We start from the raw sequence: 22358 nt of genomic DNA on the forward strand, positions 1-22358 counted from the left end.
TCTCCTCCCAAAGAGTAACGGAGGAGCACGAAGGTGGGCTAAACACGGTTGGACATCGTGTGGTTAGTGCAATGGCATAAGCCCGCTTGACTGCGAGAATGACAATTCGAGCAGGTGCGAAAGCAGGTCATAGTGATCCGGTGGTTCTGAATGGAAGGGCCATCGCTCAACGGATAAAAGGTACTCCGGGGATAACAGGCTGATACCGCCCAAGAGTTCATATCGACGGCGGTGTTTGGCACCTCGATGTCGGCTCATCACATCCTGGGGCTGAAGTCGGTCCCAAGGGTATGGCTGTTCGCCATTTAAAGTGGTACGCGAGCTGGGTTTAGAACGTCGTGAGACAGTTCGGTCCCTATCTGCCGTGGGCGTTGGAAAATTGAAAGGGGCTGCTCCTAGTACGAGAGGACCGGAGTGGACGAACCTCTGGTGTTCGGGTTGTCATGCCAATGGCATTGCCCGGTAGCTAAGTTCGGAATCGATAACCGCTGAAAGCATCTAAGCGGGAAGCGAGCCTTGAGATGAGTTTTCCCTGGCGCTATAAGCGTCCTAAAGGGTTGTCGTAGACTACGACGTTGATAGGCAGGGTGTGTAAGTGCTGCGAGGCATTGAGCTAACCTGTACTAATTGCCCGTGAGGCTTAACCATACAACACCCAAGGGGTTTTGTGGACTCAAAGAAATACCAAACGCTTGAATGAGTTTGAAGAGAACAAAAACAGCTTTCCGAATTTTAAAATTTGCTTGGCGACCATAGCATTGTGGACCCACCTGATTCCATGCCGAACTCAGAAGTGAAACACAATAGCGCCGATGGTAGTGTGGGGCTTCCCCATGTGAGAGTAGGACATCGCCAGGCTTTAAATTAAATCTTTAGGTTGACCAACCTGGAGATATGGACGCTCACTTAGTGAGTTGACCACTGCGGAGTGGTAGTTCAGTTGGTTAGAATACCGGCCTGTCACGCCGGGGGTCGCGGGTTCGAGTCCCGTCCACTCCGCCACTTATTCGATAACCTCGCCTAGTGCGAGGTTTTTTCGAATCTGAAGTAGTAAAAAGTTTTAGGGGTGTAGCTCCAATTGGCAGAGCAGCGGATTCCAAATCCGCGTGTTGGGAGTTCGAATCTCTCCACCCCTGCCATATACGAAGCCTCAGCAGAAATGCTGAGGCTTGTTTACATCTGTTGCTTCTACGAAGCAATGTTGGGAGCTGGATCGCCAGCCCGGTCTAATCTCCGGAGTGCCGGCCCAGTCCACCCCTGTCATATTTAAGGCTCTAGCAGAAATGCTAGAGCCTTTTTGCTTTCTGAATCTAAGATACGCTATTAGTAAGCCGCGGATTCCCCGAATTACTAAAATAGAGGATGCAGGAATTTCGAATCTCTCCACCCCGTCATATCAAAGCCTCAGTAGAAATGCTGGGGCTTGTTTACGTCTGTTGCTTTGCCAGCTAGCTCGAATCTCCGGAGGGACCCAAGTCCACCCCAGGCTAGACTGCGCGTCCCGTAGAAATGCTAGAGCCTTTATTATTCCTGTCATCTTTAGAAGTTACACTGGAAGTACCAAGTGCTCCTTTAGCTATCTCTATCTACTCAACCTCTTGAACTCCTGCTTAGTACAGCCTTGTCGAATATAAAGACTTAGTTCAAAACCAGAGCTTTCTGATCAACACTCATTTTGTTCTGCAGTTTTGCTAATTAATAACTAGCGATATTAACGCTATTTAAGCGAGACGTTGAGTCCTGTTGTTTTTGTTTCCAGATGAAAGGTGAAGCCTTTTATCTGGCACTTATACAATCTTGTGAGTGGTTTATTGGGTAGACTCGCTACTGCGAATAGGAACTAGGCTGAACTTCCTGAAAGAGTTCTGGCCAAATCTAGTGTTTACCCTACATTGAGATTTTTGATTACTCCAATATCAGTACATCAAATGTCCTAGATACGATCGATGTGCTACATATACCTTTAGCTAGAGCTTCAGTGAGAAGATTGGTAAGTCTGATTTTCATCAGGTATAAAAAAGGCTACCTAAATTAGGCAGCCTAGTTTAATTTTTTAGATGTTAATCTAGCTCTTTCTCAGCTTGCTTCGCTTTTTCTATCATAGGAGTGATCGTCGAGCCTTGAACGAGAATCGAGAACACTACTACGGCATAGGTCATAACAAGGATTATCTCTTTAACATCTATTGCCTTATCTTCTATTACCCAGATACCTGAAGGGATTGAAAGTGCCATCGCTAGAGCTAGACCACCACGCAAGCCACCCCAAGTTAGAATCTTAATCGACCATGGGTTGTAAGTTCTAAAGCGTTTAAATCCGATGTAAGACAAGAAAACACTCAAGTAGCGTGCACTCAATACTAGAGGGACTGCGAATGCCATTAAGATCCAGTCTTCTTGGTGGAATTTGAATAGCAGCATCGACATACCAATTAATAGGAATAATACGCCGTTTAAGAATTCATCTATTAATTCCCAGAAATGATCTAGGTGATCTTCACTCTCTTTTGAGAATCCGATAAAGCGAGTCCAGTTACCAATCATGATACCTGATACCACCATTGCTAATGGTCCTGATACATGTAGAACTTCAGCAAACGCATAACCAGCAGTTGGGATGCCGATGGTCAATAGTAACTCCATCGAGTGGTCATCGGTGTTGCTGATTAGGTAGTGGAATACGAGACCTAAAACAAAACCGTAGACAATGCCGCCAATCGCCTCTTGAACGAATAACATGGTGACACTACCGACAGTCGGTGCTTCTGTGCCGAACGCGATGGTAAATAAGGTTACGAAGATAACTAAACCAAAACCATCGTTAAATAGAGACTCTCCCTCGATTTGAGTAGAGATTCGTCTTGGCGCATCGAGTTTCTTTACGATGGCTAACACGGCAATGGGGTCGGTAGGGGAGATTAGAGAACCAAACAGTAAGCAGTAAATCAGGTCAAATTGAATACCAATAAACTGACAGAACCCGTACAGCACAAAACCGATAAAGAATGTTGAAAACAGCGTTGCACCTAATGCGAGTACTGTTATTTCCCACTTCTGGTCTTTTAGGTTTGGTAATTTAATCCCCAAACCACCGGCAAAGAGCAAGAACCCCAAGATTCCCTTAAGTAAGAAATCTTCAAAGTTGATACTGGCAACGGTTTCTGAGGCGATGTCAGCCAATTGGAACCAATTGTTTTGTCCCGCAATGATAATCAATAGAGATAACATCATTGAGCCAGCTGTGATGGCGATGGTTGTCTGCATTTTACCAATTTTGGTATTCACGAAAGCAATAAGCATGGCTGCAGCGGACAAGAAGCATAAGGTGTAATAGACCGACATTGGGATTCCAACATGTAACAAAGTATGAATATGAATTTTCGTTGTCTCATGCTCAAATAGCAAACATTTTTTTGTCATGAGTCGGTAATCAATTTCCTTTTTTAGACGTCTAGACTCCTTTTTAATGTGTGATAGGATGGAGGGATAATTAAAGGAATGAGGTTGTACCGTGGGAAGTAATGTAAGGCAAAAGATTGACGCTCTGTTGAAGCAACGAATTTTACTGATTGATGGTGGCATGGGCACCATGATTCAGGATTATAAATTGGAAGAGCAAGACTATCGTGGTGAACGCTTTGCTGATTGGCACAGTGACTTAAAGGGTAACAATGACCTTTTAGTTCTTACACAGCCTAAGCTTATCAAAGATATCCATTCACAATATTTGGAAGCTGGGGCTGACATCCTCGAAACCAATACCTTTAACGCTACAACCATCGCTATGGCCGACTATGATATGGAAAGCCTTAGTGAAGAAATTAACTTTGCTGCTGCCAAGCTTGCTCGTGAAGCGGCTGATGAATGGACCGCAAAGACCCCAGAAAAGCCTCGCTTCGTCGCGGGTGTATTAGGTCCAACTAACCGAACTTGTTCTATCTCGCCTGATGTAAACGATCCAGGTTATCGAAATGTTAGCTTTGACGAGTTAGTTGAAGCTTATTCTGAGTCGACTCGCGCGCTCATTAAGGGCGGTTCAGACTTAATTCTTATCGAAACTATCTTCGATACGTTGAACGCGAAAGCGTGTGCTTTTGCGGTTGAATCCGTTTTCGAAGAAGTGGGTATCACTCTACCTGTTATGATCTCCGGTACCATTACTGATGCTTCAGGTCGTACGCTTTCAGGTCAGACGACAGAAGCATTCTACAACGCACTTCGTCATGTAAAACCTATCTCATTTGGATTGAACTGTGCATTAGGTCCTGATGAACTGCGAGAGTACGTTGGTGAGATGTCTCGTATCTCAGAATGTAACGTTTCCGCTCACCCTAATGCGGGCTTACCTAATGCATTTGGTGAGTATGACCTTTCTCCGGAAGATATGGCTGAACATGTTAAAGAGTGGGCTGAAAGTGGCTTCTTGAACCTAATTGGTGGCTGTTGTGGTACTACTCCAGAGCATATCCGCCAAATGGCTGAGGCAGTTGAAGGTGTAACGCCGCGTCAATTGCCGGATTTACCTGTTTCTTGCCGTCTTTCGGGACTAGAGCCACTGACGATAGCTAAAGAATCTTTGTTCGTGAACGTGGGTGAGCGTACTAACGTTACCGGTTCTGCCCGCTTTAAGCGCCTTATTAAGGAAGAGCTTTACGACGAAGCCTTGAGTGTTGCTCGAGAGCAAGTTGAGAACGGTGCTCAAATTATCGATATCAACATGGATGAAGGGATGCTAGACGCTGAGGCGTGTATGGTTAAATTCCTTAATCTATGTGCGTCAGAACCAGAAATCTCGAAAGTGCCAGTCATGGTCGACTCTTCTAAGTGGGAAGTTATCGAAGCTGGTCTGAAATGTATTCAAGGCAAAGGTATCGTTAACTCAATCTCTCTAAAAGAAGGCAAAGAGAAGTTTGTTGAGCAAGCCAAATTAGTTCGTCGTTATGGTGCAGCTGTCATTGTGATGGCGTTCGATGAAGTCGGGCAGGCTGATACTCGAGAGCGTAAAGTCGAGATCTGTACCAATGCCTACAACATTCTTGTTGATGAGGTTGGCTTCCCACCTGAAGACATTATTTTTGACCCGAACATCTTCGCGGTTGCTACTGGTATTGATGAACATAACAACTATGCGGTCGATTTCATCGAAGCTGTAGGGGATATCAAGCGTGATCTCCCTCATGCGATGATCTCTGGTGGTGTATCGAACGTGTCGTTCTCATTCCGCGGTAACAATTACGTTCGTGAGGCAATCCACGCAGTATTCCTATATCACTGTTTTAAAAATGGTATGGATATGGGTATCGTAAACGCTGGTCAGCTGGAAATTTACGATAATGTTCCAGAAGATCTGCGTGATGCTGTTGAAGATGTTGTATTGAACCGTCGTGATGATTCGACTGAACGATTGCTTGATATGGCGACCGAATACCTAGAGCGTGCTGTCGGTAAGGTTGAAGATAAATCTGCTCTAGAATGGAGAACTTGGCCTGTAGAGAAGCGCTTAGAGCACTCTTTGGTTAAAGGTATCACCGATTTTATCGTTGAAGATACCGAAGAAGCTCGCGTTAATGCCTCTCGCCCTATCGAGGTGATTGAAGGCCCTCTAATGGACGGCATGAACGTTGTCGGTGACCTATTTGGTGAAGGTAAGATGTTCTTACCACAGGTTGTAAAGTCTGCGCGTGTTATGAAACAAGCGGTTGCCCACCTAGAACCATTCATCAATGCATCGAAAGAAGTGGGCGCAACTAACGGTAAGATTCTATTAGCGACCGTTAAAGGTGACGTACACGATATCGGTAAGAATATCGTTGGCGTGGTTTTGCAATGTAACAACTACGAAATTATCGATCTCGGTGTAATGGTTTCTTGTGAAAAGATTCTGAAAGTCGCTAAAGAAGAGAACGTCGATATTATCGGTCTTTCTGGTTTGATCACGCCATCTCTTGATGAAATGGTACACGTTGCCAAAGAGATGGAAAGACAAGGTTTTAAGCTTCCTCTATTGATCGGCGGCGCAACTACATCTAAAGCGCACACTGCGGTCAAGATTGAACAAAATTATTCAGAACCAGTGGTCTACGTCAATAACGCCTCGCGTGCTGTAGGTGTGTGTACTTCACTACTTTCTGATGAATTGAAGCCCGCTTTCGTTGAGAAGCTAGATATCGACTATGATCGCGTTCGAGACCAGCACAATCGTAAGAAGCCGCGCACTAAGCCTGTCACACTTGAAAGAGCTCGTGCCAATAAAGTCGCTATCGATTGGGATGCGTATACGCCACCGGCACCCGCTAAGCCGGGAGTTCACATCTTCAATGATTTTGATGTGGCGACTTTGCGCCAGTACATCGATTGGACTCCATTCTTTATGACGTGGTCTTTGGTTGGTAAGTACCCTGCGATTCTTGAACATGAAGAAGTGGGTGAAGAAGCAAAACGTTTATTTAAAGATGCTAACGATCTACTGGATCGCGTAGAGAAAGAGAAGTTACTTGAAGCTCGTGGTATGTGTGCCATGTTCCCAGCGAACAGCGTTGGTGATGATATTGAAGTGTATACCGATGAGTCTCGTACTGAAGTTCTAAAGGTTCTACATAACCTTCGTCAACAAACCGAAAAGCCAAAAGGCTTTAACTATTGTCTGTCTGATTACATTGCGCCAAAAGAGAGCGGTAAAGCGGACTGGATTGGTGGTTTTGCGGTGACCGGCGGTATTGGTGAGCGAGAACTGGCTGATGAATACAAAGCGAAAGGTGATGACTACAACGCAATCATGATTCAAGCGGTTGCTGACCGATTGGCTGAAGCGTTCGCGGAGTATCTGCATAAAGAAGTGAGAAAGGACATTTGGGGTTACTCGCCAGATGAGGACTTGTCTAACGACGATTTGATTCGAGAGAAATACCAAGGTATCCGTCCTGCTCCAGGTTATCCTGCTTGTCCAGAGCACACAGAGAAAGGCACATTGTGGGAGTTGATGGACGTTGAGAAGGCCATCGATATGTCCTTAACGTCTAGCTACGCGATGTGGCCAGGTGCTTCAGTATCAGGGATGTACTTCTCACACCCTGATGCTCGATACTTTGCGATAGCCCAGATTCAACAGGATCAAGTAGATAGCTATGCCGACCGTAAAGGCTGGGATATGTTGGAAGCTGAGAAGTGGTTAGGGCCAAATATTAACTAGTTATTAAATCAGCGAGTTATTCGTAAAACTAGAAAGAGAAAGGGTTGCTTAATCGCAACCCTTTTTGTATTTGTGATTTGGTTAACTTAACCCAATCTCTTCATTGCCTTCTTATTCAAAAAGCTCTTGATGCAGTTTTTGAATTGCTAGCTTAGATACAGGTTCATCCAACAAGAAGCACAGATTGTGTGGGCTTGCTCCGTAACAAATCATACGTAGGTTGAAATCTTCTAGAGTGCCGAATACCTGCTTTGCATAGCCTTTGCTTTCGCTCATGTTGTTACCAATAAGAGCAACCAGGCATAGGTCATGCTCAATATCGACAGAACACAGTTCTTCAAGCTCAATACGCGCTGCTTCTGGTAATTCAGGAGCCCCACCTGATGTGTCTGTTTGATCCAGCGTAAGTGAAACGCTGATCTCTGATGTAGTGATAAGATCGACAGAGATCTTATGTGTAGCAAGGATCTCGAATACTTTCGCAAGGAAACCGTAAGCATGGAACATATTAGCGCTACGCAGCGTAACCATGGTTTGGTTGCAGCGAAGGGCAAGGGCTCTAAACAGAGGAGAGCTCTCAACTTCTTGACGAATCCAAGTGCCACCTAACTCTGGTGCTTTAGAAGATCCAACAAATACTGGGATTTGGTGGCGTAGTGCGGGTACTAGAGTCGATGGGTGCAAGATCTTCGCACCAAAGTTTGCCATTTCCGATGCTTCACTGAAGCTGATCTCTGGGATAGGAGAAGCTTTCGGTGCGATGCGTGGATCGGTAGTGTAGATCCCCGGAACATCCGTCCAAATTTCTAAGCCAATCGCTTGTACTGATTCGGCAATCAGTGCAGCCGAATAATCACTGCCTCCGCGACCTAAAGTCGTGGTATTGCCTTCACTATCAGCGCCGATAAAACCTTGAGTAACGACAACTTGCTGTTGGCAAAGTGGCATAAGTTTTTCTTGTGCTAGAGCGGAAATATCTTTTAGTTGAGGTTCTGCTTTGCCGAAGTCATCATTAGTGCGCATCACTTCTCTGATATCAAAGCGAACTGCAGGTGTGCCTCGTTCACGAATGATCTGAGCCAAGATGTGTGTCGACATCAACTCGCCACATGCGACAAGGTGATCAGTCAGTTTGGTACTGGTTTGAAATGATGCCGCTTCTGCTGCGCTCGCAATGTCATCAAGAATGCTGTGAACTTCTTTTTCGATGCTGACTGAGTCTGCCAGTTGGCCAAGAATTGCGTGATGAATGTCCGCTAATTGAGCCATCAATTCCTGACGACGAGCTTTATCTTGAACGCCATTCGCAAGTTCAACGAGCAAATTGGTCACACCAGAACACGCAGAACTTACGACTAACTTGGTATTTGAGTTGTTTTCAATAATGGCAGCACAACGGCTCATTGCTTCAAAGTTGGCAACACTTGTACCACCAAACTTAGCGACATTAAAAGAACCAGCTACATTAGATGCACTCACGATATATCTCCCACGACTTCCTAAAATAAAATTACGGTTGGGTAATCCAACGTCCGATGTTTTTCGAAGAGAGTTTTAGAGCAAAAAGAGAGGAATTATTAGAATAGTAACCTCAGAAGCTCTTCACCATATAGAAATGGCGACAGTTGACGGGATTCAGCCCGCTCAACCGATAATAAAGGTCCTGCATCCTTTTATTATCTCGGCACTGCTCCCCATAAATGTTTTGTATTGGAAATGCGGTTCCACAAAACACCTGCCTGGGCAGTGCTCCTCTTCTGCTAGATAGCCATTTCATTGAACGTGTTTGCGGTAACAATGTCAATCCGTAACTTGAGATAATTGAAAAATAATTTTAACAATTATGTGACAGTGGTTTGACCTCAATACTTATGGCTAATTGCTGAGGTACTCAATTTGCTTTAGGGTGGATTGTTCACAACATTAACGTAAGGGATGTACATGTCTAATTTAACACTCACTACTGCTATCGATAGCTTTTATCCACCACACCGAACGTTAATGGGACCAGGTCCTTCTGATATCTCACCTCAGGTACTGCAGGCTCTAAGCCGTCCGACGATTGGTCACTTAGATCCGCTTTTTATTGCGATGATGGATGAGCTTAAACAGCTTCTTAAATACGCTTTTCAGACTGAAAACGAATTTACGATTGCCGTTTCTGCACCGGGCAGTGCGGGTATGGAGACCTGTTTTGTTAACTTGATTGAGCCTGGTGAAAAGGTGATTGTTTGTCGTAACGGTGTCTTCGGTGAGCGTATGCGAGAAAACGTGGTGCGCTGTGGTGGCGAAGCGATCCTTGTTGATGATGAGTGGGGCAAGCCCGTTTCAGTTGAAAAAGTAGAACAAGCACTATCGGACAACCCTGACGCTGTTGCGGTTGCTTTTGTGCATGCAGAGACATCAACCGGGGCGCTATCTGATGCTCAAGCTATCTCAGCTATCGCTCGTCAGTTTGATGCGTTAACGATTGTTGATGCAGTGACATCACTAGGTGGTGTGCCATTGCTGGTTGATGAGTGGCAGCTTGATGCGGTTTATTCTGGAAGCCAAAAGTGTTTGTCTTGTGTGCCGGGTCTATCTCCGGTGACTTTCTCTCAGCGTGCCGTTGATAAAATGAAATCGCGCCAGTCACCTGTGCAAAGTTGGTTCTTAGATCAAAGCCTAGTATTAGGTTATTGGAGCGGTGAAGGTAAGCGTAGTTATCACCATACTGCACCCGTAAATAGCCTCTATGCACTGCACGAGTCTCTCGTGCTATTGAAAAACGAAGGTCTAGATAATGCTTGGTCTCGTCATCATGCGATGCATCAAGAGCTTAAAGATGGCGTAGAAGCACTAGGGTTAAAGTTTGTGGTTGATGAAGAGAGTCGCTTACCGCAGCTTAACGCACTTTATTTCCCTGAAGGAATTGATGAAGCTAAGATCAGAACGCAACTTTTAGAAGAGTATAATCTTGAAATTGGTGCAGGGCTGGGTTCTTTGGCTGGTAAGGCGTGGCGCATCGGCCTAATGGGTTACGGTGCTCGTAAAGAGAATGTTGCGCTGTGCCTCAAAGCGCTAAAAGATGTTCTGAAATAGTAGCGGCAATGAACTGAAATTAAAAAGAAAAGCGCCCGAGAGATCGGGCGCTTTTTTGTGTCAAACCGAAAGGTCAAAAATGGTGCATCAGTTCCGAATTCTAAACATCACTCAGCAGATGAAACGGTATCTTCTGCTTGTGACACTTTCTTATACTGAACCTTTGAAAAGTCTCTATCTGGGAACAAGAAGCTTGCTTCACTACGAATTTGTTCCGCCTTGCTGTGATCCCCCAATCCTTGATAAGCAAGAATAAGGTTGCTGTAAAAAGCCGGCCTAGGCTTACTCTTGATGATCTCTAACGACCAGTCGATGTAAGGCTGGATAAGGCTCGGGTCTGCTTTATAGAGACCAATATTAAGGTACGTGCTGTATACGTCCCAATCATAGCGATCCTTCCAGACTACGGGGTTGGTTACCTGCTTCAGAATGTCTGGGTTTTTAGGCTTAGACAGTTCAAATTGGGTCAGGACATAGTTGGTATGCAGAGCGCTCAACATATAAAAACTGACCAAGATAGGTATTACTAAGCTCGATACTCGAAACAAGGTTTTACTGATGATACTGAACGGCTGTTGATAGTGTCGGGAAGAGCGTTGATCGACCCAGTAAATCAATATAATGAATGTTATCCAATGAATCGCCGAATGATAGAAAGGATACTCGAGTTGAGAGTGCAAAAGGATTGGAATGAATAATGCGAGCAGAGCTAGACGCGTTCCCTTTGCAGAACTTGCTATGCGTGACATAACCAATATTGCAGCAATTAAGATTCCGATGATTGGTACTATGCCCCCTTCAACTCCCCAAAATAGGAACTCATTGTGAGGGTGATCCATTGAAGGAAGGCCGGGATGATAGTTCGAGTTGAGTTGATGTTGGCGAGCCGTATACAAGGTGTACTCAGATTCAAATTTCCCGTAACCATAACCGGTAAATGGCTTTTCGATCATCATATCTAGAGCTTGTGGAAAGGTATAAGCTCGTGGGCTTTCTAGATTCGCCTTCTTGCTAGCGATACTGTCTGTAGCGCTCAAGTTAATAACCGTAAACGCAACAGCGGTACCAGCCACTACAGATATACACCATCCGTAAAAGCGTTTTTTTGTCGAGAACTTGTAAAGATAAGGCAGGATACATATCAATCCAATTCCAGCCGCAAGCCAACCAGTACGAGAAGCGATGATAATCAACAGGGGTACGGTTAAGGTTGGGGTTAGATAAAGTAAAATGGACTCACTGATCTTATGGTTATATTTGGCGGGCTGCCTTGCTAAAAGATAAGCTGAAAGCACAAAGCCCGTAGCAAGGAAGCTTGCCATTACATTCGGTTGTTGGAATATCCCATATGGTCGGTTTGCCGCTGTGTTGTAGCCAAATAGGTTGCCAGGCTCTAAGAAGAAATATTGCACATAGCCAAATAGTGCTTGTATGACAACAGCAAGCACAATGAACCACAACATGCGCTGCTTGTGCTTATTGCTGAATTTAAATTGCTGCAGCACGAAGAATAATGCAAAGCCCGCCCACAATCCAAGCAAGCGTCCTGAAGCTCCTTGAGGAGCTGCATTGCTGTATAAAATGGGTAGTGTGAGTATGATGCAGCTTATCAACAAGCCAATCGTTAATTTTGAATACTTAAGTACTCGGTTGGTAGCGAGTTGGTAAAAGCCAATTGCTAGCGTGAAGCTTAGCGCCAGCCAAGTTGTTGGGTTAAATGATAACGCAAGCCCCGAGCCTCCAGGGTTAGGCATGAAAAAATGCATGGCTAACAAGAATACAACAGCTAAAGAAGCCAGAAATGCTTTGTTGAGTGGTAGCTGAGTGACCTGATTTTCTAGCTGGGTACCGCTAGTGTGTATTGTTGCCATAAATCCCTAACCTTATAAAAACAGAGCTTGTTCCTTCTGAAACAAGCTCTGTTACTTTAACATTTTTCTGTCTGCTCGCAGGGCGCTATTTTACACCTACTTCAAATTTAACATAGGCTTAAGGAAGCGAGCGGTGTGTGAACCTTCGACTAAAGCCACATCTTCAGGTGTACCTTCTGCAACAATCTCGCCACCACCTTGACCACCTTCTGGGCCAAGATCTAGGATCCAGTCTGCTGTTTTAACGACATCTAGGTTGTGCTCAATCACGACAACCGTATTACCGTGATCACGCAACCTATGTAGTACTGTTAACAGCTGCTGAATATCGTGGAAATGAAGACCTGTTGTTGGTTCATCGAGAATGTACAAGGTTTTACCTGTGTCTCGCTTCGATAGCTCACGCGCCAATTTAACACGCTGCGCTTCACCACCAGATAAGGTTGTCGCTGCTTGCCCTAAGCGAATGTAAGATAGACCCACGTCCATGAGTGTTTGCAGTTTACGAGCAATCACTGGAACCGGATTGAAGAACTCACGCGCATCTTCTACGGTCATTTCAAGGACTTCGTCAATGGTTTTGCCCTTGTAACGAACTTCTAGTGTTTCACGGTTGTAGCGTTTACCTTTACACACATCACACGGTACATACACATCTGGCAAGAAGTGCATCTCTACTTTGATTACGCCATCACCCTGACAAGCCTCACAACGACCACCACGCACGTTAAAGCTAAATCGACCTGGTTTATAACCACGAGATCGTGACTCTTGTGTGCCTGCGAATAATTCACGGATAGGTGTGAAGATCCCTGTGTAGGTTGCAGGGTTTGACCTTGGTGTACGACCGATAGGGCTTTGATCTATGTCGATCACCTTATCAAAATGTTCTAATCCTTTAATCTTTTTGTGTTGTGCAGGAACAGCAGTCGTGGCCCCGTTTAATTGAGTGTGGGCGACTTTGAAGAAGGTGTCATTGATTAGTGTTGATTTACCTGAACCTGATACACCCGTAATACAACTGAATAAGCCTACAGGAATTGTCGCGGTGACATTCTTTAGGTTGTTCCCCGTTGCGCCTACGATCTCTACGACCTTTTTCTTGTCGATAGGTGTTCTCTTTTCTGGCACTGCAATTTCTTTGGCGCCGCTCAGGTATTGGCCTGTCAAAGAGTTCGGGTTTTCGATGATGTCTTGCATGGTGCCTTCTGCTACCACGTGTCCACCATGCACACCTGCACCTGGGCCGATATCGATAACATGGTCAGCACAACGGATTGCGTCTTCATCATGTTCAACAACAAGCACCGTATTACCTAGATCTCTGAGGTGAACCAAAGTTTGCAGCAGACGTTCATTATCGCGCTGGTGGAGGCCAATCGATGGTTCATCCAGTACATACATAACGCCAACTAAACCGGCACCGATTTGGCTCGCCAAACGAATACGTTGCGCCTCACCACCAGACAGCGTCTCGGCACTGCGTGATAGGTTAAGGTAGTTTAAACCAACGTTGACTAAGAAATGCAGACGATCATTGATCTCTTTCATCACTTTATCTGCGATCTGCCCACGCTGACCGTCTAATTTCAATTCTTGGAAAAATTGTAGTGCGTCAGCAATGCTCAGTTCAACGATTTCCGGCAGTGTTGTATCACCAATGAAAACATTTCGAGCCTCTAATCTTAAGCGAGTACCATCACAGCTAGAACATGATTTGGTTGATATGTACTTGGCTAGATCTTCACGCACTGCGCTAGATTCAGTATCACGGTAACGGCGCTCTAGCGTATTTAAGATGCCTTCAAACGGATGACGCTTAACTCGAATATCTCCTCGGTCATTGATGTACTTGAATTCCACTTCAGTACGACCTGATCCTTTAAGAATGATCTCTTGAGTCTTTTTAGGCAGAGAATTAAGTGGCGCATACAAATCAAAACCATAATGTTCTGACAGCGATGTTAGCATCTGGAAATAGTAGTAGTTCTTTTGATCCCAACCTTTGATCGCACCTTCTGCGATACTTAGGTTCTCATCCAAAATCACTCGGCTTGGGTCAAAATACTGCTGAACCCCAAGACCATCACAAGTACCGCATGCCCCAGCTGGGTTATTGAAAGAGAATAGGCGAGGCTCTAGTTCCTGCATGCTGTAGCCACACTTTGGACAAGCGAAGTTAGCAGAGAATACGATCTCTTCTTGGTCTGTTTCATCCATCCAACCGACGACAGCGGTGCCGCCAGATAGCTCTAATGTGGTCTCGAATGACTCAGCTAAACGCTGTTGAAGATCAGGACGAACTTTGAATCTGTCTACCACAACTTCAATGGTGTGTTTCTTATGAAGTTCAAGTGCTGGTGGATCGGATAGATCACAGGTTTCACCATCAATGCGCGCACGGATAAAGCCTTGTGCCGCTAAGTTTTCCAGTGTTTTAACATGCTCACCTTTGCGTTCTTTGACGATAGGCGCCAGTAACATCATTTTTGAGCCAGCTGGTAGTTCAAGTACCTTATCCACCATTTGGCTGATAGTTTGCGCAGCTAGAGGGATGTTGTGATCTGGACAACGAGGTTCGCCAACTCGCGCATACAGTAACCTAAGGTAATCATAGACTTCAGTAATAGTACCGACGGTTGAGCGGGGGTTATGTGACGTCGATTTTTGCTCTATCGAGATAGCTGGAGATAAACCTTCAATGTGGTCTACATCGGGTTTTTCCATAAGAGATAGAAATTGGCGAGCGTAGGCAGACAAAGACTCAACATAGCGACGTTGTCCTTCTGCGTAGAGAGTATCAAACGCAAGTGACGACTTCCCTGAACCGGATAGTCCAGTGATAACCGTGAGTTTATCGCGGGGAATCGTTAGGTTAACGTCTTTGAGGTTATGCGTACGAGCGCCTCTAATTTCTATTTTATCCATCTCAATAGACCATGTAATTTTAAGTGGCTAAAGTATTACATAGAGTGAGATTTGTGCAAAGTTTTACTGGATAAAAAAACAGTAAAACAAAAAAGGGTGACTCATCGAGCCACCCTTTTACCATTCGAAACGCTAGTTATTAACCAGTCGTTATGCTTCTTTCTTGGTCGAGTGCTTACCTAGCTCGATTTGCTTTTGGTCTTTTTTGTATAGGTTTTCAAAGCAGTAGTTTGTTGCTTCGATGTAGCCTTCAACACTACCACAGTCAAAACGTTGGCCTTTAAATTTGTAAGCCAATACACAGCCCGCTTTTGCTTGTTTTAACAATGCATCGGTAATCTGGATCTCGCCGCCTTTACCTGGTTCTGTTTGCTCAATTAGTTCAAAGATATCTGGAGTCAGAATATAACGACCAATGATCGCTAGGTTGCTTGGAGCAGTACCTTGTTCTGGCTTTTCTACCATGTCATCAACACGAAAAAGATCATCTTTAATCATTTCGCCTGAGATAACACCGTACTTGTGAGTTTCTTCTTCAGGAACTTCTTGTACAGCAACAATAGAACAGCGGAACTGTTTGTATAGCGCAACCATTTGAGCCAATACACCTTGTTGCTCGTTAACACAAAGGTCATCGGCAAGTACAACGGCGAATGGTTCATCACCTACAAGTTCGCGACCCGTCAAGATAGCGTGGCCAAGGCCTTTCATCTCACGTTGACGAATGTAGGTGAAGTTTGCTGCTTCAATCGTTTCACGGATATTAACCAATAGGTCTTCTTTATTGGTGCCGCTAATCTGGTGCTCAAGCTCGTAGTTCTTATCAAAGTGATCCATCAGTGAATGTTTACCACGGCCAGTAACGATACACATTCCATCCATACCAGCTTCGATAGCTTCCTCTACACCGTATTCAATCAGAGGCTTGTTTACTACAGGCATCATTTCTTTAGGCATTGACTTAGTTGCAGGTAAAAAACGTGTACCGTAGCCAGCTGCCGGGAAAAGGCACTTTTTGATCATGATAAGACCCTTTATCTATAATAATTATTGATTCAACCTGAGTGGTTGATATTTCTGAGGGCAACTCTAGCACAAGTTATGTCGAAAATTCAGTAACAATAGCTATGGTTTTCTAGAGCTTCCCTCAAAATTATCGTCAGACTAAGAGGCGGATCGATTATGCAAGCAGATTCTGGTTTGCCCATGCAATCGCTTGAACTCTATTTTTGACCGCCAACTTACGGAATATCTGATAAAGGTGAGATTTAACCGTGAACTCACTAATAAACAAGTCATCGGCGATTTGTGTGTTTGAAGACCCTGATTGAAGACAGCGAATCACCTGGATCTCACGAATGGTTAAATCAACATTGGTTGGTGTCGTGTTGGTATTGACCATATTGCGATAATAAAACAACAGTTGATTGGTTACCTTCCTTGGCAGCCAGTTATCGCCATCAATGACTTCTTGAAGACCACGAGCAATCTTGTCCTTTTGTTCAGTGTTGTAAAAGAGTCCTTTTAGTACCCCATAGGTAAGAAGCTCTGAGGTTGGAAGTTGCTGGGGGACATTGAATAAAATGATTTCGTGATTTTTCCACATAACAGTCAGGTTAGGACAAATAACCAGTAGTTGTGGTACCTCTCTGTAATCGACGAGTAAGATCCGGTTACTCTGCTTTCTATCAACTAGCATTAATTCGTCGGGTGTCATTTTGTAGAGAATAATAGATAAGTGCTTTTCTATCTCTTTTACATGTAGATAGGTATCGTTTGGGTCGATGCACAGAAAATGCAAAGTGCGAGCGTATCTTGATTTTCTCATTGAAACGTCCTGTTTGAGTGGGATTAGATTCCACGTTGTCATGCAGGCTTTAGCTTCTCTAGCGTCTTGATAGTGACTTGCGTTGAATATCAATTATCAAAGTAAATGAGTGGTTTGTAAGTGGAGAAAAAAGCAACATCGCTCTGAATATCATGATTTGTTACGTTTTTATTCTTTGTAGTGGAGTGAGAATAGGAAGCGATTTATCACAGCAGAAAAGCATGCTATTCTTGTGCGCTAAAAATTTTCTGAGACTATGAATTTAGACGGAGCAAATCATGGCTAGCCGTGGAGTTAACAAAGTTATATTAGTGGGTAACCTAGGTAATGACCCTGAAATTCGTTACATGCCAAATGGCGGCGCAGTAGCGAACATTACCATTGCAACGTCAGAGTCATGGCGTGATAAAGCAACTGGCGAGCAACGTGAAAAAACAGAATGGCACCGTGTTGCTCTGTTTGGCAAGCTTGCGGAAGTTGCTGGTGAGTACCTACGTAAAGGTTCTCAAGTTTACATTGAAGGTCAACTTCAAACACGTAAATGGCAAGATCAAAGCGGTCAAGATCGCTACACAACTGAAGTGGTTGTTCAAGGCTTCAATGGTGTAATGCAAATGCTTGGCGGCCGTGCTCAAGGTGGTGCTCCTGCTCAAGGTGGTGCTCCTGCTCAAGGTGGCATGGGTAACAACCAACAGCAAGGTGGTTGGGGTCAGCCACAGCAGCCACAACAACAGCAGCAACAATATAGTGCTCCAGCTCAACAGCAGCCGAAAGCACCTCAACAAGCTCCTCAGCAGGCTCAACCTCAATATAATGAGCCGCCAATGGATTTTGATGATGACATCCCATTTTAAGCTCTGTTTTTAATATATTATAAAGACAGTATTAAATTGGAAAAAGCCGCGTTCATCGCGGCTTTTTGTTACCTACAATTCTTAACGCTTTATTTACAACGTCAATTTATAGTATAAGTAGCAATACGGTATAATGTGAGTTGAAAAGGATTTCGTTATTCATGAGATATACCCCGACACTAAAATTGAGCACCCGATTGGTCGCATTTGTCACAGTGATAGTGATCAGCGCGATGTTCATTCTTTTTATTGGTGGCACACTTTCCTTTAAGCGTATTGGACAGGAATATTTAGACCATTATTTGGTTGGTATTGTCGACGTTGTAGATAAAGAGATGGAAGATCCCGACGCCGCGTATTCAATGCAGCGTTGGATGCCTAAAATGTTGCAGGCGAGCAATATTGTTGAGATGAAACTCTCGAACAAGACTGGCATCGTCTATCGTTTCAAAGATACCTCCCCACAAATTGATCCCAATCGTCTTTATGAGAAAAGCTTCATTTTAGAGCGTAATGAAGGGTATCGAATCGAATTTAAAGCACTCCCTCCTTATATTGGCTACAACTACTCAATGGAAGCGATGTGGTCAATTACTTTGGCTGTCGCATTGGTCTTGTTCTGTCTGGCTCGCGGTGTTCGTTGGTTGAAAGAGCAACTCATGGGTTCTGAGATCTTAGAAGAGCGAGGAAGAATGATCCTTGCTGGACAGGTTGAACCTCACGCAAAGGGGGATGAGCGTGAATGGCCTTATACGGCAAGTGAAGCCTTAGATGTATTGATTGAAGAGCTACAAGATGCTCGTCAAGAGCGAAGTCGCTTTGATACCTTTATTCGTACCCATACCTTCCTAGATAAACTCACGGGCACGGCAAACCGAGTTTTATTTGATAATAAACTGGAATCGGTACTGCATGAAAGTGGTGCTCGAGGTGGTGTGTTACTGATACGTATCGACGAATGGGAACAAGTTCGTGATGCTAACGACAAGCAAATCACTGACGGCTTTATTATTGAAGTCGGTGAAGTCTTATCGAATATCGTTCAGCGTTATCCAGATGTCATTTTTTCTCGCTATTACGAAGCGGACTTTGCTGTATTCATCCCTCACCAGGGTGCAAAAGATATTGCGACCTTGGCAGCTCAATGTTTAAGGCAGTTGGATAAACTAACCCCGCCAGAGCCTTTGGAATCCGAAAACTGGTGTCATATCGGTGTGACTATGTATACCGAAGGTGATCGTCACAGCCAGATCATGGATGAAACGGAAACGGCATTAAAGAGTGCTCAGTTAGAGCGTATAAATAACTGGAGCCGTTACCCGAAACAGAATAAGAATGAGTTGGATAGAGGCAGTGTTCGTTGGAGAACATTACTTGATAAAGCGCTGCTTCCTGAAAATTTAGTAATCTTTGCTCAGCGGTGTTATCTTATGCCGGAATCTGGTCAAGCTAATGAATTACATAGAGAAATATTTACTAGAATTCAGGATCCTGATAAAGGTTTATTGAAATCGTCTCGATTTATGCCTGCGGTAGAGCAAGTGGGTTATCAAGCTCAAATGGACCAATCGGTTCTAAAGGTTGTGTTGAAATCGCTGAAAGAATCAACTCAACCTATCAACTATTCGGTGAATCTGAATGTTACCCCGTTTGCTAATAAACAGCACTTTAAGTGGTTTAGGAGTGAGTTGTTACAGCTTTCTGCTCAGCACCGCTCTCAGCTTTCATTTGAGTTTCCAGAAGGGCACTTGATTGCTCATCTTGATTATATGAGACCGGTGGCAAAGATGCTGCGAGGTTTAGGGTGTAAAGTTGTGGTTGGCCAAGCGGGGCGAACCATTGTTAGTACTCACTATATAAAAGATTTAAAGGTTAATTACATTAAGCTTCATCGAAGCTTAATCAAGAAAATTGATCAAAGGCATGAGAACCAACTGTTTGTCCGAAGCTTAATTGGGGCGTGCGGTGACTCTCCAACCCAAGTTATTGCCGTTGGAGTCGAGACAAAACAAGAGAAGAATACCTTGATAGAGTTAGGCATTAACGGCTATCAAGGAAGATATTTCGACGAAGAACAACAAATTATCCCTTTGCCTAGTCAAGCTGAAAAGGCCGTGAAAGCGGAATCTGTTGTCAAAGTTGGACGAAGAAATCGATGGCGTAAGAGTAGTAGTTAAGAATGAATTTTAAAGCGATTTTAGACAAGATAAAGCCAACGAATAATAAAGGTAGCTCGCAAGTTGTCCTGCTGGGCAATGATGCCATTTATATTTCACCGACAGAACAAGAACCTCAAGTAACCAGCATTCCCGTGGTTAATGGGGACTGGGAGAGTGCGCTAAAAAAATCGCTTAGCAGTGAGGCGTTTGCCAGTAATCGTCTCCAGTTGGTTGTCTGTGCTAACTACTACCAAACCTATCAACTTGATAAACCGGACATTCCAGAGAGTGAATGGTCGGTTGCGTTGCCATTTTTACTCAAAGATCTCGTCTCTGAAAGGGTTACTGAGATCACGGCGAGTGCGGTCGCGCTTCCGACGTCGAACAAGCTGCAAGTGTATGTCTTGCCTAAAAAGCTGTTAGATAAGCTTTTAAATATTGCCAACTCGGTTCAGATCGAATTAGTTGGAGTAGCTCCTGAAGATGAAATCTGGGGTTACAGTGCTGGCGAGTTGTCTAACTTCATCCTTTTACAGCGCAGCGCTAATTCACACTTTAAGTTGGGTGCGTTTGTTGAAAATACCGTTTGTTTTCAAAGAACGATTCGCAGTGTTGTTCCACCTTTAACGGGTGTTGCGTCAAGTGCTCTGCAGTTAGATGGTCTCGCTTTAGAGCTTCAACGCTCGATTGATTACCTTTCTTCACAAATTAAAGGTACACAGCTTCACCAGCTGAAAATTTGCTGTGACGAAGAAGATGAAGCAGAGTTACAAAGTGCCTTAAATAGTACATTGAGCTCGACAGTTTCATTGTTGGTTGAAGATGAACGTGATAATTCAGAGAGTTTGTTGGTTAAACTCGCAGCTGAAAAAGAGACGTTTAAGGTTAATCTTTACCCTGAACATCTTAAGCCTAAAAAAGAATATTTTACGCTGACCAATGTTGTTGCGAGCTGGGGGCTAGTTTGTGTTTTATTGCTTGGTGGTTACTTCGCGATGCAGTACCAAGTATCTAATCTAGATAAAGAACTAACAGCCCTGCAACAAGACTCGAATCAACTTAACAAGCAAGTTAACCAATTGAATAGTAAGTTAACTCAACACAAACCGTCCCCAGAGAAAGTGGCGGCCGTTGCGCGTCTCAAACGTGAGACTCAAGCAAAAAAAGAGGCTTTGAAGGCGGTCGGGCAATACGACGAATCCCAACAAGTCGGGTATTCTGGCGTCATGAATTCCTTAGCTAAACTAGGCCGAAATGACATCTCTCTTTCGCACATCTACATGACCCACGATACTTTAGATCTTAGTGGCTTGGCTCGTAACGCAAATGTCGTTCCTAACTGGATTGGTCAGTTTAAAAGTGAGCTTAATTTAGTTGGACGTGCTTTTGAAAAACTAAAAATAGGTCGTAATGATAAGGATGTGGTGACGTTTGAGTTAAGTACTCGTCGGGAGAGTAAATAATGCAGCAGTGGAATCAACTTAGCGATAAGTTTCTTGCATTGAGCCAAAGAGAAAAATGGCTACTTTTCGTGTGTGGTTTTGTTGGCCTATCCATGTTGTTGTTTACCTTATTGGTAGAGCCCGCGTATCTCGACTTACAAGCGAAAAATGCTAAGGCGACCAGCCTGACTCAATCAAACCAAAGGCAGCAAGGTGAGTTACTTGTTCTACAAGCTAAGTTAAACAAAGACCCAGATAAAGAAATTAACCTCGAATACAAGAAACTAATGCGAGAGAGCCAAGATCTTTCATTGCAGCTTTCAGAAATTGTCGACGGGTTGATTACGCCTTCTCAAATGTCGCAATTATTGGAGAGTGTTCTTAATGCCGGCAATGGGCTTAAGCTTGAATCGCTAGAGTCGTTAAAACCAGAGGCGATTTCGAACAATAAAGAAACCAGTGAATATTCAGGCTACTTTCTTCACCCTGTGAGAATGGAACTAACAGGTAGTTACTTTGATATTTCAGCTTACCTTCAAGCACTTGAGTCTCTTCCTGTTAGCTATTACTGGCGCACATTTGAATACACGGTAGAGGAATATCCTAAAGCTCGACTGGTGTTCGAGGTTTATACATTAGGTACCAGACAGGAGTTTATCGGTGGTTAGAACTCTTTTGTTGTTTCTGCTGTTTAGCAGTTCCGTGGTGTGGGCTGAGCAAGATCCAACGGCGCCATTAGGCTGGCTTTCACCTCAACAGAAAACGGCACCTGCTAAGAAAGCACCAACTCGCTATCGCTTACCTTCTTTAGAAAGCATCGTGTGTAAGGGAGATACGCCTTGCTATGCGATTATGAATGGTCAGATTCTCGGCCAAGGGGAAACGATCAGAGGGTACCGAGTTAAGAACATAGATCCAGAATACGTCACTCTGCAGAGAAGCTCTAAGCAGTGGAAATTAGAGATGTTCTCTTTAGATGTTAAGAATAATTAAGGTTAGAGTGAAGA

General features: G+C 44.1%; 13 protein-coding genes, 2 tRNA genes, 2 rRNA genes and 1 riboswitch. Of the genes, 11 read left to right on the forward strand and 6 right to left on the reverse strand.

Annotation, left to right across the window (positions count from 1 at the left end; genetic code table 11):
• The 4 genes from CWO08_RS10185 to CWO08_RS10200 form a co-directional block, all read left to right on the forward strand.
• Window positions 1-648 (forward strand): 23S ribosomal RNA (locus CWO08_RS10185); the annotation flags it as partial.
• 94 nt (window positions 649-742) lie between these two features.
• Window positions 743-858: ribosomal RNA gene (rrf, locus tag CWO08_RS10190) — 5S ribosomal RNA — on the forward strand.
• Between the two features lie 67 nt (window positions 859-925).
• Window positions 926-1002: transfer RNA gene (locus tag CWO08_RS10195), tRNA-Asp, on the forward strand.
• Window positions 1003-1062: 60 nt separating this feature from the next.
• A tRNA-Trp gene (locus tag CWO08_RS10200) sits at window positions 1063-1139 on the forward strand.
• A gap of 921 nt (window positions 1140-2060) precedes the next feature.
• Here the strand turns inward: CWO08_RS10200 and CWO08_RS10205 are convergent.
• Complete coding sequence (locus CWO08_RS10205; RefSeq protein WP_017061334.1) at window positions 2061-3341, reverse strand: sodium:proton antiporter; 1281 nt, start codon at window positions 3339-3341, stop codon at window positions 2061-2063.
• A gap of 169 nt (window positions 3342-3510) precedes the next feature.
• Here CWO08_RS10205 and metH point away from each other — a divergent pair, with 169 nt between their 5' ends.
• Entirely contained in the window at window positions 3511-7188 is a 3678-nt protein-coding gene (metH, locus tag CWO08_RS10210) for a methionine synthase (RefSeq protein WP_108020384.1), read from the forward strand.
• Window positions 7189-7299: 111 nt separating this feature from the next.
• Here metH and lysC read toward each other — a convergent pair whose 3' ends face one another.
• Window positions 7300-8667, reverse strand: a complete 1368-nt coding sequence (gene lysC, locus CWO08_RS10215; protein WP_108020385.1) for a lysine-sensitive aspartokinase 3 — start codon at window positions 8665-8667, stop codon at window positions 7300-7302.
• 108 nt (window positions 8668-8775) lie between these two features.
• Window positions 8776-8953, reverse strand: a riboswitch (Lysine riboswitch).
• 176 nt (window positions 8954-9129) lie between these two features.
• On the opposite strand from lysC, the gene CWO08_RS10220 reads away from it, so the two are divergent.
• The gene (locus CWO08_RS10220; protein WP_108020386.1) at window positions 9130-10269 is read left to right on the forward strand and encodes an alanine--glyoxylate aminotransferase family protein; all 1140 of its coding nucleotides are present in this window, start codon (window positions 9130-9132) and stop codon (window positions 10267-10269) included.
• Window positions 10270-10376: 107 nt separating this feature from the next.
• Here CWO08_RS10220 and CWO08_RS10225 read toward each other — a convergent pair whose 3' ends face one another.
• The 4 genes from CWO08_RS10225 to CWO08_RS10240 all read right to left on the reverse strand — a co-directional run bounded on the left by CWO08_RS10225 (window position 10377) and on the right by CWO08_RS10240 (window position 16896).
• Complete coding sequence (locus tag CWO08_RS10225; protein WP_108020387.1) at window positions 10377-12140, reverse strand: PglL family O-oligosaccharyltransferase; 1764 nt, start codon at window positions 12138-12140, stop codon at window positions 10377-10379.
• Window positions 12141-12236: 96 nt separating this feature from the next.
• Entirely contained in the window at window positions 12237-15068 is a 2832-nt protein-coding gene (uvrA, locus tag CWO08_RS10230; protein WP_108020388.1) for an excinuclease ABC subunit UvrA, read from the reverse strand.
• Window positions 15069-15218: 150 nt separating this feature from the next.
• Window positions 15219-16091: a UTP--glucose-1-phosphate uridylyltransferase GalU gene (gene galU / locus CWO08_RS10235; RefSeq protein ID WP_108020389.1), complete on the reverse strand. Its 873-nt coding sequence runs from the start codon at window positions 16089-16091 to the stop codon at window positions 15219-15221.
• Window positions 16092-16248: 157 nt separating this feature from the next.
• Window positions 16249-16896: a LuxR C-terminal-related transcriptional regulator gene (locus CWO08_RS10240; RefSeq protein ID WP_029222919.1), complete on the reverse strand. Its 648-nt coding sequence runs from the start codon at window positions 16894-16896 to the stop codon at window positions 16249-16251.
• Between the two features lie 278 nt (window positions 16897-17174).
• Here CWO08_RS10240 and CWO08_RS10245 point away from each other — a divergent pair, with 278 nt between their 5' ends.
• The 5 genes from CWO08_RS10245 (at window position 17175) to CWO08_RS10265 (ending at window position 22344) form a co-directional block, all read left to right on the forward strand.
• Window positions 17175-17750: a single-stranded DNA-binding protein gene (locus tag CWO08_RS10245; RefSeq protein ID WP_108020390.1), complete on the forward strand. Its 576-nt coding sequence runs from the start codon at window positions 17175-17177 to the stop codon at window positions 17748-17750.
• A 161-nt stretch (window positions 17751-17911) separates the two neighbouring features.
• On the forward strand, window positions 17912-19927 hold the full coding sequence (csrD, locus tag CWO08_RS10250; RefSeq protein ID WP_108020391.1) for an RNase E specificity factor CsrD: 2016 nt from the start codon (window positions 17912-17914) through the stop codon (window positions 19925-19927).
• Between the two features lie 2 nt (window positions 19928-19929).
• The gene (locus CWO08_RS10255) at window positions 19930-21372 is read left to right on the forward strand and encodes an MSHA biogenesis protein MshI (RefSeq protein WP_108020392.1); all 1443 of its coding nucleotides are present in this window, start codon (window positions 19930-19932) and stop codon (window positions 21370-21372) included.
• The gene (gene pilO / locus CWO08_RS10260) at window positions 21372-22019 is read left to right on the forward strand and encodes a type 4a pilus biogenesis protein PilO (protein WP_048662721.1); all 648 of its coding nucleotides are present in this window, start codon (window positions 21372-21374) and stop codon (window positions 22017-22019) included. The genes CWO08_RS10255 and pilO overlap by 1 nt, the downstream gene beginning before the upstream one ends.
• The gene (locus CWO08_RS10265; RefSeq protein ID WP_048657948.1) at window positions 22012-22344 is read left to right on the forward strand and encodes a hypothetical protein; all 333 of its coding nucleotides are present in this window, start codon (window positions 22012-22014) and stop codon (window positions 22342-22344) included. Before pilO ends, CWO08_RS10265 begins: the two co-directional genes overlap by 8 nt.
• The last annotated feature ends 14 nt before the right edge of the window (window positions 22345-22358 follow it).

It is taken from the genome of Vibrio sp. 10N.286.48.B8, assembly GCF_003050085.1.
Taxonomy (GTDB): Bacteria; Pseudomonadota; Gammaproteobacteria; order Enterobacterales; family Vibrionaceae; genus Vibrio; species Vibrio crassostreae.

What these genes read in the sequence shown, in the direction of transcription:
- CWO08_RS10205 (WP_017061334.1), bottom strand. Translation starts at nt 3,341, where the DNA reads ATGTCGGTCTATTACACCTTATGCTTCTTGTCCGCTGCAGCCATGCTT.
- CWO08_RS10220 (WP_108020386.1), top strand. Translation starts at nt 9,130, where the DNA reads ATGTCTAATTTAACACTCACTACTGCTATCGATAGCTTTTATCCACCA.
- CWO08_RS10225 (WP_108020387.1), bottom strand. Translation starts at nt 12,140, where the DNA reads ATGGCAACAATACACACTAGCGGTACCCAGCTAGAAAATCAGGTCACT.
- uvrA (WP_108020388.1), bottom strand. Translation starts at nt 15,068, where the DNA reads ATGGATAAAATAGAAATTAGAGGCGCTCGTACGCATAACCTCAAAGAC.
- galU (WP_108020389.1), bottom strand. Translation starts at nt 16,091, where the DNA reads ATGATCAAAAAGTGCCTTTTCCCGGCAGCTGGCTACGGTACACGTTTT.
- CWO08_RS10240 (WP_029222919.1), bottom strand. Translation starts at nt 16,896, where the DNA reads ATGAGAAAATCAAGATACGCTCGCACTTTGCATTTTCTGTGCATCGAC.
- CWO08_RS10245 (WP_108020390.1), top strand. Translation starts at nt 17,175, where the DNA reads ATGGCTAGCCGTGGAGTTAACAAAGTTATATTAGTGGGTAACCTAGGT.
- csrD (WP_108020391.1), top strand. Translation starts at nt 17,912, where the DNA reads ATGAGATATACCCCGACACTAAAATTGAGCACCCGATTGGTCGCATTT.
- CWO08_RS10255 (WP_108020392.1), top strand. Translation starts at nt 19,930, where the DNA reads ATGAATTTTAAAGCGATTTTAGACAAGATAAAGCCAACGAATAATAAA.
- pilO (WP_048662721.1), top strand. Translation starts at nt 21,372, where the DNA reads ATGCAGCAGTGGAATCAACTTAGCGATAAGTTTCTTGCATTGAGCCAA.